The sequence below is a fragment of the Comamonas sp. genome (assembly GCF_009360615.1).
Classification (GTDB): Bacteria; Pseudomonadota; Gammaproteobacteria; order Burkholderiales; family Burkholderiaceae_C; genus Comamonas.
The window spans coordinates 201,706-217,315 of sequence record NZ_SPEY01000020.1 but is presented as its reverse complement, the minus strand read 5'-3'; the positions used below and the strand labels follow the sequence as shown (position 1 = coordinate 217,315).

At 62.9% G+C, this 15,610-nt stretch carries 14 protein-coding genes; 4 read left to right on the top strand and 10 right to left on the bottom strand.

Features of this window, described 5'->3' with window-relative positions; genetic code table 11:
- Positions 1-3 precede the first annotated feature (3 nt).
- The 3 genes from E2583_RS06390 (at position 4) to E2583_RS06380 (ending at position 3,492) form a co-directional block, all read left to right on the top strand.
- Positions 4-363 carry a DUF3325 domain-containing protein gene (locus tag E2583_RS06390; RefSeq protein WP_291594095.1) on the top strand — a complete coding sequence of 120 codons (360 nt, stop codon included), beginning with the start codon at positions 4-6 and terminating at the stop codon, positions 361-363.
- Positions 364-510: 147 nt separating this feature from the next.
- Positions 511-1,227 carry a TonB-dependent receptor gene (locus tag E2583_RS06385; protein ID WP_291594094.1) on the top strand — a complete coding sequence of 239 codons (717 nt, stop codon included), beginning with the start codon at positions 511-513 and terminating at the stop codon, positions 1,225-1,227.
- A 78-nt stretch (positions 1,228-1,305) separates the two neighbouring features.
- On the top strand, positions 1,306-3,492 hold the full coding sequence (locus tag E2583_RS06380) for a TonB-dependent siderophore receptor (protein WP_291594093.1): 2,187 nt from the start codon (positions 1,306-1,308) through the stop codon (positions 3,490-3,492).
- A 254-nt stretch (positions 3,493-3,746) separates the two neighbouring features.
- Here E2583_RS06380 and E2583_RS06375 read toward each other — a convergent pair whose 3' ends face one another.
- Together E2583_RS06375 and E2583_RS06370 are read right to left on the bottom strand one after the other, a co-directional pair.
- Positions 3,747-4,043, bottom strand: coding sequence for a hypothetical protein (locus E2583_RS06375; RefSeq protein WP_291594092.1), 297 nt, complete (start codon positions 4,041-4,043; stop codon positions 3,747-3,749).
- A gap of 937 nt (positions 4,044-4,980) precedes the next feature.
- The gene (locus tag E2583_RS06370) at positions 4,981-5,364 is read right to left on the bottom strand and encodes a hypothetical protein (RefSeq protein ID WP_291594091.1); all 384 of its coding nucleotides are present in this window, start codon (positions 5,362-5,364) and stop codon (positions 4,981-4,983) included.
- A 445-nt stretch (positions 5,365-5,809) separates the two neighbouring features.
- Between E2583_RS06370 and E2583_RS06365 the strand changes: the two genes are divergently transcribed.
- The gene (locus E2583_RS06365; protein ID WP_291594090.1) at positions 5,810-6,361 is read left to right on the top strand and encodes a ferritin-like domain-containing protein; all 552 of its coding nucleotides are present in this window, start codon (positions 5,810-5,812) and stop codon (positions 6,359-6,361) included.
- Between the two features lie 471 nt (positions 6,362-6,832).
- Here the strand turns inward: E2583_RS06365 and E2583_RS06360 are convergent, their stop codons facing one another.
- The 8 genes from E2583_RS06360 to E2583_RS06325 all read right to left on the bottom strand — a co-directional run bounded on the left by E2583_RS06360 (position 6,833) and on the right by E2583_RS06325 (position 15,346).
- Positions 6,833-7,693: an alpha/beta fold hydrolase gene (locus E2583_RS06360; RefSeq protein WP_291594089.1), complete on the bottom strand. Its 861-nt coding sequence runs from the start codon at positions 7,691-7,693 to the stop codon at positions 6,833-6,835.
- A gap of 57 nt (positions 7,694-7,750) precedes the next feature.
- Positions 7,751-8,782, bottom strand: coding sequence for a 4-hydroxy-2-oxovalerate aldolase (gene dmpG / locus E2583_RS06355; RefSeq protein ID WP_291594088.1), 1,032 nt, complete (start codon positions 8,780-8,782; stop codon positions 7,751-7,753).
- Between the two features lie 14 nt (positions 8,783-8,796).
- Positions 8,797-9,747 (bottom strand): acetaldehyde dehydrogenase (acetylating), encoded by a 951-nt coding sequence (locus E2583_RS06350; protein ID WP_291594087.1) that lies wholly within the window; start codon positions 9,745-9,747, stop codon positions 8,797-8,799.
- Between the two features lie 22 nt (positions 9,748-9,769).
- Positions 9,770-10,744, bottom strand: coding sequence for a tripartite tricarboxylate transporter substrate binding protein (locus E2583_RS06345; RefSeq protein WP_291594086.1), 975 nt, complete (start codon positions 10,742-10,744; stop codon positions 9,770-9,772).
- Between the two features lie 15 nt (positions 10,745-10,759).
- Positions 10,760-11,737 carry a tripartite tricarboxylate transporter substrate binding protein gene (locus E2583_RS06340; protein WP_291594085.1) on the bottom strand — a complete coding sequence of 326 codons (978 nt, stop codon included), beginning with the start codon at positions 11,735-11,737 and terminating at the stop codon, positions 10,760-10,762.
- 66 nt (positions 11,738-11,803) lie between these two features.
- Positions 11,804-12,586: a 2-keto-4-pentenoate hydratase gene (gene mhpD, locus E2583_RS06335; protein WP_291594084.1), complete on the bottom strand. Its 783-nt coding sequence runs from the start codon at positions 12,584-12,586 to the stop codon at positions 11,804-11,806.
- A gap of 22 nt (positions 12,587-12,608) precedes the next feature.
- Complete coding sequence (locus E2583_RS06330; RefSeq protein ID WP_291594082.1) at positions 12,609-13,529, bottom strand: 3-carboxyethylcatechol 2,3-dioxygenase; 921 nt, start codon at positions 13,527-13,529, stop codon at positions 12,609-12,611.
- 47 nt (positions 13,530-13,576) lie between these two features.
- Positions 13,577-15,346 carry a bifunctional 3-(3-hydroxy-phenyl)propionate/3-hydroxycinnamic acid hydroxylase gene (locus E2583_RS06325; RefSeq protein ID WP_291594080.1) on the bottom strand — a complete coding sequence of 590 codons (1,770 nt, stop codon included), beginning with the start codon at positions 15,344-15,346 and terminating at the stop codon, positions 13,577-13,579.
- Positions 15,347-15,610 lie beyond the last annotated feature (264 nt).

Below are 15,610 nucleotides of genomic sequence, written 5' to 3'. Positions count from 1 at the left end.
CAGATGCTGCTCGATTTTCTGATGTGCTTTGCCGCCTGGACGGCCCTGGCCCTGGCCATGGACCGGCATCACGAAGACGCCTGGCCGGGGGAGGAAAGCGAGGCTCCCGCAGCCGTGCTGCTGCGCCTTCGCCTGTTCAAGAGTGGCTGGGCCCTGCTGAGCCTGTCGTTGGGCATGGCTCTGTGCTTTCCTGCAGCGACCACGGTTGCCATGTCTGCCACGGTGTGGACGGCGGCCCTTTGCCTTTCGGCTCTCGCCGCTACCGCTCTGGCCACCTGGCAAGCACAGCGCCTGCCCGTGCTCGGCCAGGCAGCGCTGGGCCTGGCATTGATGGTTTTTTGCTTCAGCCGCCTCGGTCATTGAGGCACCGAGCCGCTCCCGCACGGGCCAGTCGCCGCCCATCGATGACCCGTAAGCGCTTCGGCCCGGCGCTCGCATGCGGACACCGGTCCGACCGTCGTCGCTCAGGCACAGCCCTTCATTCAACTACCAGCATCCAAGGAGATTTTCATGCGCCACTTTCATCATGCCCTGGGCCTCACCAGCCTTCTGCTTGCCAGCCTTGGCTCGGCCCAGGCCCACCAGGTCTGGCTGGAGAACAATGGCGGCCAGGCCCAGTTGTTCTTTGGCGAGTTCAACGACAACCTGCGCGAGACTTCGCCCGGTGCACTGGACCGATTTCTCGCCACGCCCACGCTGGTCCAACAGTCCGTCGAAGGCACTCGGCAAGTGAGCGGCCAGCGAAACGCCACGAGCTTCAGCTATGACGCCGCAAGCCAGGCCGAAACCCTTTTTGCCAGCGCCGCCTATCCCCTGATCGACCGCAGCAAGCGCAATGAGCCCGCCCTGCTATGGGTGCCTGCGGCCCGCTGGGTGGCAAAGCCGACACAGGCCGTGGCCGCCAATGCCCAAGCCCTCGATCTGGTGCCCACTGGCACGCCAGGCCAGCTCATGGTGAGCTTCAACGGAATGGCCCTGCCCAATACCAAGGTGCAGATGGTCGCACCGTCGGGCTGGTCGCGCGAGGCGCAAAGCGACGAACAAGGCAAGGTGAGCTTCTCGCTGCCCTGGAAGGGCCAGTATGTGGCCGAGGTGCATCACAGCCACAAGCAAGTCGGCGAGGCACAAGGCAAGAGCTATGGCGAGGCCAGCTATGTGACCACGCTGAGCTTCAGCGTCGAGGAGGGTATGCCATCCCCTGCCCTGCCCGCCTCTGCCAAGCCCTGACCGGAATCCACACGTTGAGCCAGCAAACACAACCGTCCTGACGGTCTTTCTTCGCAGCCGATATTCCACAACCGCACCATGAACGCACCCTTTCCCGGCGTAATCCACCGACGATCACTGACATTGCTCAGCACCCTGGCCTGCCTGAGTCTGGGCACACAGGCTCAGACCCCGCCTTCCGCCTCCAGCGCCAACGGCGATGCCGAGGCCATGCTTGCTCCTGTCACCGTGCAGGACAGCCTGGCTGGCGAAACCGCCACCGGCCCGGTCAGCGGATTTGTCGCCCGACGGGCGATCTCGGCCACCAAGACGGATACGCCCCTGATTGAAACGCCGCAATCCATCAGCGTGGTGACACGCGACCAGTTCGAAGCCCAGGGCGTGACCACCCTGCGCGAAACCACCCGCTATACCGCAGGCATCAACTCCAGCTATTTCGACAACCGCGTGGACTCCTTCAAGGCGCGCGGCGGCGATGTCAGCCAGTACCAGGACGGGTTGCTGCGCACCTACGGCACCTACAACAACATCAAGGTCGAGCCCTACACGCTGGAGCGCGTGGAGTTTCTGCGCGGCCCTTCCTCCGTGCTCTACGGCCAGGGCAGCGTCGGCGGCGTGCTCAACCTGACCAGCAAGCGCCCGCAGGCCGAACGTCTGAATGAGGTGCAGATACAGCTTGGAAGCCACGGTCGCAAGCAGATTGCCAGCGACATGACCGGAGCCATGGACGAGGAAGGCAAGTGGCTGTATCGCCTGGTGGCCGTGGGCCGCGACAGCAACACCCAGGTCGACCACGTCAAGGACGACCGCGTGGTGATCGCGCCCTCCCTGACCTATCGTCCCAGCACCGACACCTCGCTCACGCTGCAAGCCCTCTACCAGAAGGACAGAAGCGGCTCCATCACCCAGTTCTTTCCCTGGCAGGGCACGCGCCTGCCCAGCCCCTATGGACAGATTCCTACCCGCACCTTTATCAGCGAGCCGGGCTGGGACAAGTACGACTCCGAAAACAAATCCTTTGGCTATCTGTTCAGCCACCGCCTGAACTCGCAATGGACGCTGCGCCAGAACCTGCGCCGCACCATCAGCGAAGTAGACTACCGTACGCTCTACACCAGCTTTGCCGCCAATGCCGCCACCGGCCGCCCCGCGCGCCCGGTGTTTGATGCCAATGGACGTACCGTGCAGCGCGATGCCGTGTGGCAAATCAATGGCGGACGCATGCTGCTCGTCGACACGCAGCTCGAAGGCCTGATGCAGACCGGCGAGGTGCAACACCAGTTGCTGGCCGGCATGGACTGGCAGCGCAACACCAGCAACCAGTCCAGCTGGCGCGGGCCAGGCACAGCCCTGGATGTCTACAACCCCGTGTATGGCACGTTCACGCCGCCCTCGGCCTCCCAGCTGGTACGTGCGCCCAACGTGGCCCAGCGCCAGCTCGGCTTCTATCTGCAAGACCAGTTGCGCTGGGGCCCCTGGACCGCAACGGTGGGCCTGCGTCACGACAAGGCCAAAACCGAGACCGAAGGTCGCCCCGCAGCCGCTGCCAACGACTCCGCCACCACCAAGCGCCTGGGCGTGACCTACCAGGCCGGAGGTGGCTGGGCACCGTATGTCAGCTATACGGAATCCTTTCAGCCTCTGGGCGGCATGGACTTTTACGGCACACCGTTCAAGCCCCAGCGCGGCAAGCAGCTGGAAGCCGGGGTCAAATGGATTCCGGAGGGCAAAGGTTTGTCCGGTTATGCTGCGGTGTATGGGCTGCGCGAACAAAATCGCAAGACCAATGACCCTGGCAACCCGCTCAACAGCCTGCAACTGGGCGAGGTCAAAACCCAGGGCTTCGAAGCCGAGCTGATCGCCAGTCTGCCTAGAAACTGGGACTGGACACTGGCCTACGCCTATACCGATTCAAAAATCAGCCGCAGCAATGCTGGCGATCAGGGGCAGCGCGTAGCCGCGGTATCACGCCACATGGCATCGAGCTGGCTCATGCACCGCTTTGCGGCCCAGGGCCGCGGCGGCTGGAGCGTTGGTGCAGGCCTGCGCTATCTCGGGTCGCAGTGGAGCGGCACCTCGGCCGTGAGCACGCCCTCCTCCCTGCTGGCCGACGCCATGGTGGCCTACGATGCCGGCGACTGGCGCCTGGCATTGCACGCCAACAATATCGGCGACAAGGTGGTGATCACCCAGTGCCTTTCGCGCGGCGACTGCTTCTACGGCGAACGCCGCAACTTTTTGCTGACTGCCAGCTATCGCTACTGACGGCCCGCGCTACGCCTTGAGCGGGCCGCTCGGGAACGGCAACAGTGCGTACCGATTCTCCCGGGGCCCGCCAGCGCGGCGGCCTCCAATTCGTGCCGCGAGCAGCCGTTGCCGCTGCCCGATCTTCTCTGTCGTGTTCCTGCGTGTTGACTGGGCCGCCCTGTTGCCGTTCGCGGCAGCCCGGGGCACCTGCGGGCATCATCCGATCGCCAGTGCTGGATCGGGTTGAGGCCAATGCTGCCGCGCCTGGCGGATCAACGCCGGCCAAGCACCATTCCAATCAGCGCCCCCACCGCTAGTGCTCCGCCCACTGCACGCCAGGGTGAGGCGTGTACCAAAGCATTCGCAGAGTGCGCTGCGGCCTTGGATTCGCAGACTGCACGGGATGAGGCGTTCCTCACCTTCTCCAGCGTGGAGGCAGCCTTGCCGAACCGCCTCGACGCTGCCGGGTCCGTGTCATGACCTTTGGACGCGAGGACTTCCTTCAAGTCATCCAGCAACTGGCTCAGGTCGTTGGCGAGGTCTGCGGTATTCGCTTTTCGAAATCTCATGAACGCTCCTTTCTTGAACATGGGAGGTTCAGAATAGACAGATGCGGTGGGAGCTGCTGTAGGCCGAGCCCGGACCTGGCCATTGGAAATGTGAACGGGGGCAACAAGGGATTCATCGTTCAAAGTGCGGCACCAAGGCCCTCCTCGTGAACCGGTCGGCACCGCGCATGCACCGGTCGGTGTGCAGGACGCCATGATTGCCGTGGCGATCCACGTCGAACATGCCGATCCCGAACCTGTGAACCGGTTGATCGCATCCTGACACGTCATTCACAGGTGCGAACATGTCTTGCCATAGGAGCGAACGGCAGACCGGGTCTCGGCACCAGACCGAGATGTCGACAAACAGTGCAGATGCCATCGAAAGCGCGTTGACGAGGGCAAACGCCGACGATGCCCCGGTGAATCTCGGAAAAGTGAGCGAGACGACGGCCCATGGCAACGCGTCCCCGCGGCCACCCGGGCGGGATCTTTCTTTGCATGCAACCGGGGACAGCACTCACTGCGTGATGCAACAAGCCCACCACGGCCTCACAAAAGCTCCGGTCGATACGGATGCCGGGCCCGGGATGGACGCCCCTGTCGCGCTCACGCCTGATATGACCGCTCGGCTCAGGAGACACGAGACCATGCCTGGATCTTTTCCTGCCCCGCTCCAGACCCTTCAAACGGCTGCATCGAGTGTGCGGCAGTGGTCCGCCGTTGTGCGCATTCATGGATGGGCTCGGATCGCCGATGCGAAGGATGCAGGAGTCGGACCGATGCGTCCCTCTCAAGAGTCCGAATTTCCACCGGCAGCCTTGCAAAGGCCATTGACGACAACCGGGGCCGTCGGCGAAGCCCTCACCCAATGTTCGATTGCGTTGCATGCCAAGGCAGAAGAAATGCCTGAACGGCCCGCTGGAATGTGCCGGCTTGCGCCGGCATTGTTACGGACTCACCCAACTTTTATCGACACCAGCTGGTCTTGTGGCGCAGCTGGCAGCACTCCCAGTATCTGGGGTGCATCTTCATCAATCGATTGAATCACGACGCTGCCATCCCTGTGGAGATGGACCCGAACCGAAACACTGGCATCCATATCGGTGAATGCGACATCGGAGTCGAGCCCCTGCCAGCCATCTTCGCTACATAGCTTTCTGTTCAGCAGCGACTGAACAAGTCCATCAGGAGCGCCGCCCTCACGGTGTGTTTGCGCCCACAAGCTCATGATCAGGTCATGGGCTTCCTGCTGGCCGTGACACGGCTGCGCCGCTTCAATCTTGCTCAGCCAGGCATGCAGCTTCAGATCAAATGGTGCTGGCGTTCCTGAAATTGGCATGTTCCTCCCGTTTGTAAGAATGATCCTTCAACTTACGCGAAGTCATGCATACCTCTAAATGGTTTTACCCAAAGTAACAAGATTTCCACAACACGCATCTTGAATCCCCGTGGTGGACCAGTGCGCTTATTCACGCCACCAGGGTTCGTATGCATCGAATGTGGACCCGACCTCGTCCCGTCAGTGACGGCGGCATCGACCAGAGGACCAACCCTGCACGGTTTCTTTCGAAGAAATACCCGCTCCCGATGCCTTATCAGCGGTGCGCGTCGCAATACCGGACAGGGAGCGACTTCATGAATGGAGCTGGGCGTCAGCGAGACTTATGCGAAGTTGTCTCACAGACATGCTTGGCGATGGCAACTAACTTGGGACGCACGCGGCTGGCCCGGCTCCCTCGGGAGCAGGCAGCCATTTGTTCACCCCAAAGCTCAGAGACCCACACATGTCCCCAATTGCACAAAGGAAAAAAGCCCACACCCCACTGAAGATTGACACCCAGGCTCTGGAAAAAGCCAAGCGCAGCCTGGATGACGGAGCCGTCGTAGAAGAAAAAAGCCCCTGGCGCGAGGACATCATCCAGTTGCTCAACGACTCCCTGGCCACCGAGCTGGTCTGCGTGCTGCGATACAGAAGACACCACTTCACCGCCACCGGCCTGAGTTCGCCTGCCATTGCCGATGAATTTCTCGTGCATGCCAACGAGGAGCAATCCCATGCCGACCGAATCGCTGCTCGGATTGTCCAGCTGGGCGGCGAGCCTGACTTCAATCCGGCCACGCTCGCTGACCGCAGCCACGCTGACTACGACGAACAATTGGACCTGCACTCCATGATCCGGGCCAACCTGGTCGCCGAGCGCGTCGCTATCGAGGCCTACACACAAATGATTGCCCTGATCGGAGACAAAGACCACACCACCCGCCGCCTGATCGAGCAGATCCTTGAACAGGAGCAGGAGCACGCGGACGAGCTGTCCGACTGGATGCACAAATAGCGGCGCAGGTAGAAGCGTCTGGCCGGGATCGCGGGCCCGATCCACCGTTGCCGGCCCCGGGCTGACGTTGCCTGGCCTGCCGCCTCCGACATCGGCCCACGCAACCCGCCGCATTGCGGCTGTCGAGCTGATTTCCGGCACCCGGCCAGAGCGCCGATGGCGCGTTCTCTGCCAGCGCAGCCGCCCACCGCATGCACTCGCTGCCGGATCAGATTCCACTCCCGCAGCGAAACCGGGCGCTACGGCAGGCGATGGGCCACGAACCGCCCCTGGCGGTGGCACGGCTCGGCCATCCGGGGACAGGCCTGCCTGCTGGCGCTGCCCAGGCACAGGCCTGGGTCAGGCGTCGGCAGGGTCTACCAGGGCACTGAACTGCCTGTCGTCACCCCGCGCTCGACAAGCCGGCGGGGGCTTCGGCTCCTGCATTCCATTCGGCGGCATACGCCGGCCTCATGCCGACTGTCTGGCCGGTCAGCGAGCCAGAAAGTCCTGAACCATCCTGTTGAAGACCTCGGCGTGTTCCCACTGTGCCCAATGGCCGCACTGGCTGAACACATGGAACTCGGAGTTGGGGATGCCCCACAGCAGACGCAGGCCGATGTCCAGGGGCACGAAACGATCGTCACGCCCCCAGATGATCAGGGTCTCGGCCTTGATTTCCGGCAGCCGCACGCCGTAGTCGCTGAACTGCCTGGGATTGATCTGGGCACTCTTGACAAAGTTTTCCAGATGATCGCGGCGGGCCAGGATATTGCTCAGACGCTGCTGGTACAGCTCCTCGGTCAGGCTGCTGGTGTCATACACAAACACATTCATCATGCGCTTGAGGTTCTCCACCGTGGGATCGCGGTATAGCGCGCCGATGAGCTTGATGCCCTCGGCAGGCATGGGCACAAGGGCGCTGGGCCCGCCGGTGCCGCCGCCCATGAGAATGAGCTTGCCCACCATCTCGGGATTGGCCAGCGCAAAGCCCACGGCGCTATGCCCGCCCATGGAATTGCCGATGATGTGGACCCTGGAGATGTCCAGCGCGTCCAGCACGGCCTTGAGGCAGCGTGCGTTGAGGTCCGAACGCGAGCCCGTGCTGACGATGGTGTCACTTTTGCTCCAGCCGGGACAGTCCAGCAAAATGACACGGTAACCCGCGTCCACCAGCGGATCGATATTGCGATGGAAGTTGGCCCAGCCGCTGGCGCCCGGGCCGGAGCCGTGCAGCATGACCACGACTTCTCTGCCGGAACCGACATCGTTGTAGTGGAGCCTCAGGGGCTGTCCAGCCTCGGTAATCGTGACAAAGCGGCTGGTGGAGGCTTCCGTGTTGGGGGCGTTCATAAATGGCTCCGTAAGAGCGGCAGCCAGAGTCGGCTGACCGCGAGGATGATGAAAAGATCAGAAAGAGGCCGCTTCGCGTTGCCTCAGCAGGTCCAGGGCGACGTCGACAATCATGTCCTCCTGCCCGCCGACCATGCGGCGCTTGCCCAGCTCCACCAGAATGTCCACGGCCTTGAGTCCATACTTGGTCGCCGCAGCTTCGGAGTGACGCAGGAAAGAGCTGTAGACCCCGGCATAGCCCAGCGCCAGCGTCTCGCGGTCCACGCGCACCGGTCGGTCCTGCAGCGGGCGCACGATGTCGTCGGCAGCATCCATGAGCTTGTAGAGGTCCGTGCCGTGGTGCCAGCCCAGGCGCTCTGCGGCTGCAATGAACACCTCCAGCGGAGCATTGCCGGCGCCTGCGCCCATGCCGGCCAGGCTGGCATCCACGCGGTCGCAGCCCTCTTCCACGGCCACGATGGAGTTGGCCACGCCGAGGCTCAGGTTGTGGTGGGCGTGCATGCCGGTCTGGGTTTCCGGCTTGAGGGTGTCCTTGAAGGCCCGGAAGCGGTCACGCACATCCTCCATGCCCAGGGCCCCGCCCGAGTCCACCACGTAGCAGCAGGTGGCGCCATAGCTCTCCATGAGCTTGGCCTGCTGGGCCAGCGCCTGCGGCGTGGTCATGTGGCTCATCATCAGAAAGCCCACGGCTTCCATGCCGAGCTTGCGCGCATACTCGATGTGCTGACGGGACACGTCGGCCTCGGTGCAGTGGGTGGCCACCCGCACCACGCGCACGCCGGCGTCATAGGCGTTCTTGAGGTCGTGCACGGTGCCGATGCCCGGCAGCAGCAGCGTGGCGATCCTGGCGTGCTGGACCACGCTGGCCACCGCCTCGATCCACTCCAGGTCGGTGTGTGCGCCGAAGCCGTAATTGAAGCTGGAGCCTTGCAGACCGTCACCGTGGGCGACCTCGATGGAATCGACCCGGGCTTCATCCAGGGCCTGGGCGATCTGCCTGGCGTTCTCGATGCTGTACTGGTGCCGAATGGCGTGGCTGCCGTCGCGCAGTGTCACGTCGGAGATGTAGATTTTCTTGGTTGGCGTCATGGTATGTCGTCTCCTCAGGCGACCACGCCGAGCGTCGCCAGCATGCGCTCGGCCATCTGCTCGGCGGTGCGCAGACTGGCGCTGGTCATGATGTCCAGGTTGCCGGCGTAAGCAGGCAGATAATGGGCCGCGCCCTCGACTTCCAGAAAGATCGAGGTCTTCAGTCCCCTGAGGGCATCGCCCACTCCGGGGATGCGGATCGGGGTGTCGATACGGTCGAACTGCACTTTCTGCTTCAGGCGGTAGCCCGGCACATAGGACTGCACGGCAGCGGCCATCTGCTCGACCGAGGCGGCAATCGCGGCCTCGTCGGCCAAAGCACTCAGGGTGTAGACCGTGTCGCGCATGATCAGGGGCGGCTCGGCCGGGTTCATGATGATGATGGCCTTGCCCTGGGTGGCGCCGCCCACGACTTCGATCGCCTTGGATGTGGTCTCGGTGAACTCGTCGATGTTGGCGCGGGTGCCGGGACCGGCACTCCTGCTGGCGATCGATGCGATGATCTCTCCGTAGTGCACCTTGGCCACACGGGAGACGGCGGCCACCATGGGGATGGTGGCCTGGCCGCCGCAGGTGACCATGTTCACATTCGGCGCATCCAGATGCGTGTCGCCATTGACCACGGGAATGCAGTACGGGCCGATGGCGGCCGGCGTCAGGTCGATCATGCGAATGCCGGGCTTGAGGCCGCGCAAGAACGCATCGTTCTTCACATGTGCGCCGGCACTGGTGGCATCGAACACAATGTCGATCGCTGCAAACACGGGCATCTGCGCGAGGCCTTTCACGCCCTCGTGGGTGGTCGCCACGCCCATGCGGGAAGCACGCGCAAGACCGTCGGAGTCGGGATCGATGCCGACCATGGCACCCATCTCGATGTTTTTGCCATGGCGAAGGATCTTGATCATCAGATCCGTGCCGATATTGCCGCTGCCGATGATGGCGGCCTTGAGTTTGCGCGTCATAGCGTTTACCTTGAGAGAAAAATCAGTCGATGCTGGCCCCACTGGACTGGATCAGCGGGGCCCAGCGTGCGATCTCGCCGCGAATGAACTGCTTGAATTGCTCAGGGGTTTGCGGATAGGCCTGCATGCCCTGGCTTTCAAAGCGCTTCTGTATGCCTGGATCCTGCAACGCGGCGACCAGCGCACGGTTCAGCGTCTGAACTGCCGAGACAGGTGTTCCGCTGCGCACGGCTGCGCCGAACCAGACGCCGGCATCGACTCCGGATACTCCCAGCTCCGCGAGGGTGGGGACGTCGGGAAGCTGAGGAACGCGTCTTGTGGAGGCGATCGCAAGGGCGCGCAGCTTTTTGCCCCGGATCAGAGCTTCGGTGGAGCTCGTGGGGTCGAGCATGAAGTCGACCCGGTTGGTCATCACATCCTGCAGCGCCGGCACCGAGCCTTTGTAGGCCACATGAGACATGCTCCCACCGGTTCTGCTGCGAAACAGCTCTGCCAGCAGGTGGCCGACAGAGCCCAACCCTTGTGAAGCAAATGTCAGGCCTTGCCTGCTGCTGCGGGAGAGCGACACCAGCTCGCTCAGCGTCCTGACCGGGCTGTCGGCGGCCACCACAAGCACCAAAGGAGAGATGACCAGAGACGTCACCGGTTCAAAGTCTTTGACGGGGTCGTAGGCAAATTTACGGAACAAGGTCTGGTTGATCGCAAACATGGCGGTGCCTGCCACGTACACGGTGTGTCCGTCGGCGGCCTGCTGCAGCACTGCGCTGGCGGCAATCTGTCCTCCCGCGCCGGGCTTGTTGTCAACGATCACGGGCTTGCCCAGATGCTGAGCCACGTGCTGAGCAAGGGTACGGGCCATGACATCGCTGATGCCGCCGGCGGAAAACGGCAGCACGAGCGTGATGGGCTTGCTGGGAAAGGCCTGCGCCCTGCCAGGACTGGCGATCGACAGGCTGCCCAAGCCCAGGGCCGATTGCAAAAGAGTTCGACGATCCAAGATGGGCTCCCCCGCTCACTCGACCGACGCGCCGCTGGCCTTGACCAGAGGAGCCCATCTGGTCAGCTCCGACTGCATGAAGCTGCCAAACTGTGCCGGGGTTGACGGGAACGCCTGCATGCCTTGATCGGCAAAACGCTTGACCACGTCAGGATCCCTCATGGCCTTGACGATGGCATCGTTCAGACGATCCACCACGTTGGCAGCGGTGCCGGCCTTGACCACCGCACCGAACCACACTCCGGCATTGACGCCGGATACGCCGAGCTCGGCCAGGGTCGGCACATCAGGCATTTGTGGAGAGCGCTTGTCGGCTGCAATCGCCAGGGGCTTGAGCTTCCTGCCGGCCACCAGGGGGGCGGTAGTGATGACCGGGTCGAACATGAAGTCCACCTGCCCTCCCATTACATCCTGCAGCGCGGGCGCGGAGCCTTTGTAGGCCACATGATTGAACTTTCCGCCCACCTTGCCCCGGAAGGTCTCCCCCAGTAAATGTCCGATGGAGCCCATGCCCTGCGAAGCGAAATTCAGTCCATCCTTGCGGCTCTTGGCCTGGGCGATGAGTTCCTTGACGCTGACCAGTGAACTGTTGACAGGGACGACGAGCACCAGAGGCGACGCGATCAGCGAAGTGACCGGGCTGAAATCCTTCAGCGGATCGTATGAGAAGTTGCGAAACAACGAGGGATTGATGGCGAACATCTCGGTGGCGCCGACATACAGGGTATGGCCGTCCGCCGCCTGCTGGCGCACATACGCAGCTGCAATCTGGCCGCCACCGCCGGGCCGGTTGTCAACGATGACAGGCTTGCCAAGCTGCTCTCCCATCTTGGTGGCCAGCGCACGCGCCACGGCGTCGGTGATGCCTCCGGCCGGGAAGGGAACGACCATGGTCACGGCACGACTGGGAAAGTTCTGTGCGATGGCGGATGTACCCACGCATGCAGCAAGCGAGGCAGCAGCGGCTGCGAGCAATTGACGTCGATTCCACATGATTTGTCTCCTGAATAATCGTTATGAGCAATGGAAAAACGGGGCCGGAAGTGCTTTCGAGGACATCTACCGTTCAAACTGCGCGCACACGGTGCCGACGCCGCTGATGTGTGCTTCGAAGCGATCACCGGCATTCACTCCGACCATGGGGCCCAGGGCACCGGTCAGCACGACGTCCCCAGCTCGCAGCGGCTGGCCGAGGCTGGCGAGTCTGCGGGCCAGCCACACGGCGGCATTCAAAGGATGGCCCAGACAGGCCCTGCCGGTGCCGGTGGAGACGACATCGCCATTGCGCGTCATCTGCATCTCGCACAACTTGAGATCCAGCGCGTTGAGCATCGTCGGCACCCCACCCAACACGACCAGACCGCTGGAGGCGTTGTCGGCCACGGTGTCGATGAAGCGAATGTTCCAGTCGGCGATGCGGCTTCCCACCACCTCGATGGCCGGGAGCACATAGGCGGTGGCACCGATGACGTCCACCAGCGTGGCGTCAGGGAGTTCCAGATCCTTGGCGAGGACCAGCGCCACCTCGGCCTCGACCTTGGGCTGCAGCGTTCGCGAAAGGGGCACGGTCTCTTCGTCGCCGTAGAGCATGTCGGCGAACAAGGTGCCGAAGTCGGGTTGGTCCACGCCCAATTGCCTTTGAACGGCAAGGGAGGTCAGTCCGATCTTGCGTCCCACAATCCGGCGGCCCTGGCTTTGCGCATATTGAACATTGGCCAGTTGCACGGCATAGGCGCTGTCATTGTCGGCAATCTCCTCGCGCAGGGGGGCAATGGGAGTGGCGGTCGCTTCCGCGTGGCGCAGGCGCTCGGCCCAGGCCTGTATTTGCTGAGTGGTCGGCATGGCAGTCTTGGATGGATGAAGATCAGTGGTGCATGAACATCACCCCATAGCCCGCAATGAGCGATGGAATGGCGCGATAGGCCCGTACCGGGCAAGGCAGACGGGTATTGGCAGGCAGGGCGGACCTCGCCACCAGCCAGGTCTTGGACTCATGGGCAGAGTGACCGGCCTGGGCACCGATCGAGGCTTCGCTCATTGCGCACAAGCCATCGAGCTGGCCACTGGCCATCGCTTCCATCCATTGCAGGTCCCACGCGGGATTGAGAGGCTTCATCCCGCTATCGCCATTGGCCAGAGCCAGACCGGCGGCCTTGACGCGCTCGGTCTTGAGCTCGCGCTCCCGGTCCGTGGGAGTGGAGCGAACGATGATGCGCTCGCGCACCGCCGGGTCAGGATGGGCCAGTGTCGGGACCGGAGGCTCGTGCGACAGCCCACCCGAGCCAATCAGCAGCGTGCGCAGCGGCAACTGGTCGAGGAAACGGCCAACGCCTTCTCCCAAGGACTTGCATCGGGCCATGCGGGCAATGCCCGGTTGGGCCACGGCATTCATGAAGATGGGGATGACAGGCGGCGTGTCCATCTCGTCTCCCCACAGAAACTGCAGGGCCTGCGAGAATCCATGATCGACCAGCATGCGCCGCGACACCGCGATATCGAAATGTCGATCCATCAGGTGATCGGCCAGGCTGATGGCCAGCTCCGCATCCACATTCAGGGGGCCGGCCGGGGACAGATAGTCGCCCACGGCCGTTGCCTGGCTTCCGATGCAGAACGGTGGCATCAGCTCGTTGAAGAAACCGTTGTAGTGATCCGGCCCCAGCAGCACGACGAGTTCCGGAGCGAATTCATGGACAGCCTCGCGCGCGGCGGCAATCGCCTTGTCGATGGCGGCCTGATCGTCCGCATCGACCGGATTGAGGCCCAGCAAAGGAGAGTGCGACATACCGAGAAATGCCCGGCGTGCAGTGGCGATGGCGCAACCATGCATCTTCAGGCCTCCATCGGAGAATGCAGGATCCGGGCCATCTGACGCGTGACAGCGCAGACCTCCTGCGGAGATGCCAGCGCCGCAACAAAGCGGTCCGGGCGCACGAACACCACCGACTTGCCCTGGGCGCTGAACCAGTCCTTCAGACGGCCTTGTTCGTCGCCGACGGTCAGAACGCCATCACGGGTCGGTGTCGGGTGAAGCAGCTGGCCAGTGGGCATGGCGCGAATGAATCGGGCGCCAAGGCGATGCCAGAAATTCAGAGCCTCTTCGTCCATGCCATAGCTGGGGTCCGTACCCCAGGCCAGAATGCAGAAATTCAGTCCCACAAAGTCATCCAGCAGGCCGGACTGGCCGTCGGCAGTGGCAACTCGGGGCTGAATGAACATTCGGCCCACGGGACTGGAAACTGGCGTTTCAAGGCCATGCACCAGGCGACCGACCAGAGACTCCCTCTTCTCCGCCATCAAGCCCAGGAGGCGGCTCAGCGGCGTATTGCCCGATCGATCCATCAGACCCGCCAGCGGCGTTCTCGCTCCTTGATTGCCGGTGGCGGTGTGGTGCAGCACCACGCCATGCTCGTAGCGCGGCATGGGCTTGAAACGCATCTCGGCGAAGTACTGCTTGACGGGTGGCACTGCGTTCAGGGCAAGCATCACCGTGTCGCGCACTTTGGCCGCAGCATGGCTTTCAGGGGCGAAGATGTCGCCAGCCACTTCCGACAGATGGATCATGCTGCGCGCATGGTCGCGGCGCTCCTGCTCGTAGCTGTCCAGCAGATCGCTGTGGGCGTCCCCCTTGATGACCATGGCCAGCTTCCAGGCAAGATTGCTGGCATCGCGCATGCCGCTGTTGTAGCCCTGGCCCTGCCAGACCGGCATGATGTGCGCAGCATCACCGGCCAGCAGGACACGGCCGATCCGGAACTGCGCCGCCAGGCGCGCATTGTGTGTATACACGCGCTTGCGGATGTAGTCGACCTTGTCCGGATCGGCAACGACCTTGCGCATCAGCCGGGCAAGATTCTCCGGTCTGGAGAGCTGCTCTTCGGTCTCCCCGGGCATGACCATGAATTCGAAGCGGCGAATGCCATGAGGCAGGGCAGCGGAAACGTATGGACGTTCCGGGTCGCAATGCATGTCAATATGGGGTGTCCCCAGGGGGTCGTTGCGCACATCCACCACGATCCATTGATTCGGCTTGGTGCGTCCCTCGAAAGGCACATTCAGCATGCGGCGCACCAGACTGTTGCCACCATCGCTGGCGACCATGTACCGGGCGCGCAGCTGGCGCTGCGCGCCATCGGCACTTTTGAGGGAGGCCGTGACGCAGGCATCGTCCTGGCAGAAGCCTTGCAGCTCGTGACCCAGCATTACCTGAACCTGATCAAAGCGCTGGAGACCGCGGTACAGGATGTCGTCCACCTGAGGCTGGATAAAGGCATTGCGGCGAGACCATCCGTACTCGTCGGTGCGCGGCTCGATCGAGGCAAAGCACTGGCCGCTGGCGGTGTAGAAACGCATCCAGTGATGGGGGGTGATGTGTGCCTGCACCTGATCCGAGAGACCCGCAGCCTGCAGCGTTCGCAACGACTCGTCGTCAATGCCGATGGCTCGTGGATAGTCGATGATCTGCGGCAGCTTCTCTGCCACGATGACGCGCACGCCGGCCATTCCCAGAGTGTTTGCCAGTGTCAGCCCGACCGGTCCTGCACCGATGATCAGTACATCGGCATCCTCGTGACCCGCTTGATTTTTCTGGGGGGCATTCATTCTCAGTCTCCGTAATTGATGCGCACATCGAGTGCGGCTTTGATAATTGTCAAAACACTCGGAGAATCTGGAAACAGTGTGCACCTGGTGCACCAATGACTAGGTGCATACCCTTGCCGACGCGGCTTTCTCGCCGTCAGCAGTCGTTTGATGCGATGCCTGTCCAGGCGGCTTGAGGATGCACAGTGGCAGGCGGCACGCAGGCGCGTACCGGATCGAGGGTATTCATGAAGTGCTGCCGCGGCCCTCGCCCCGGAGAACACG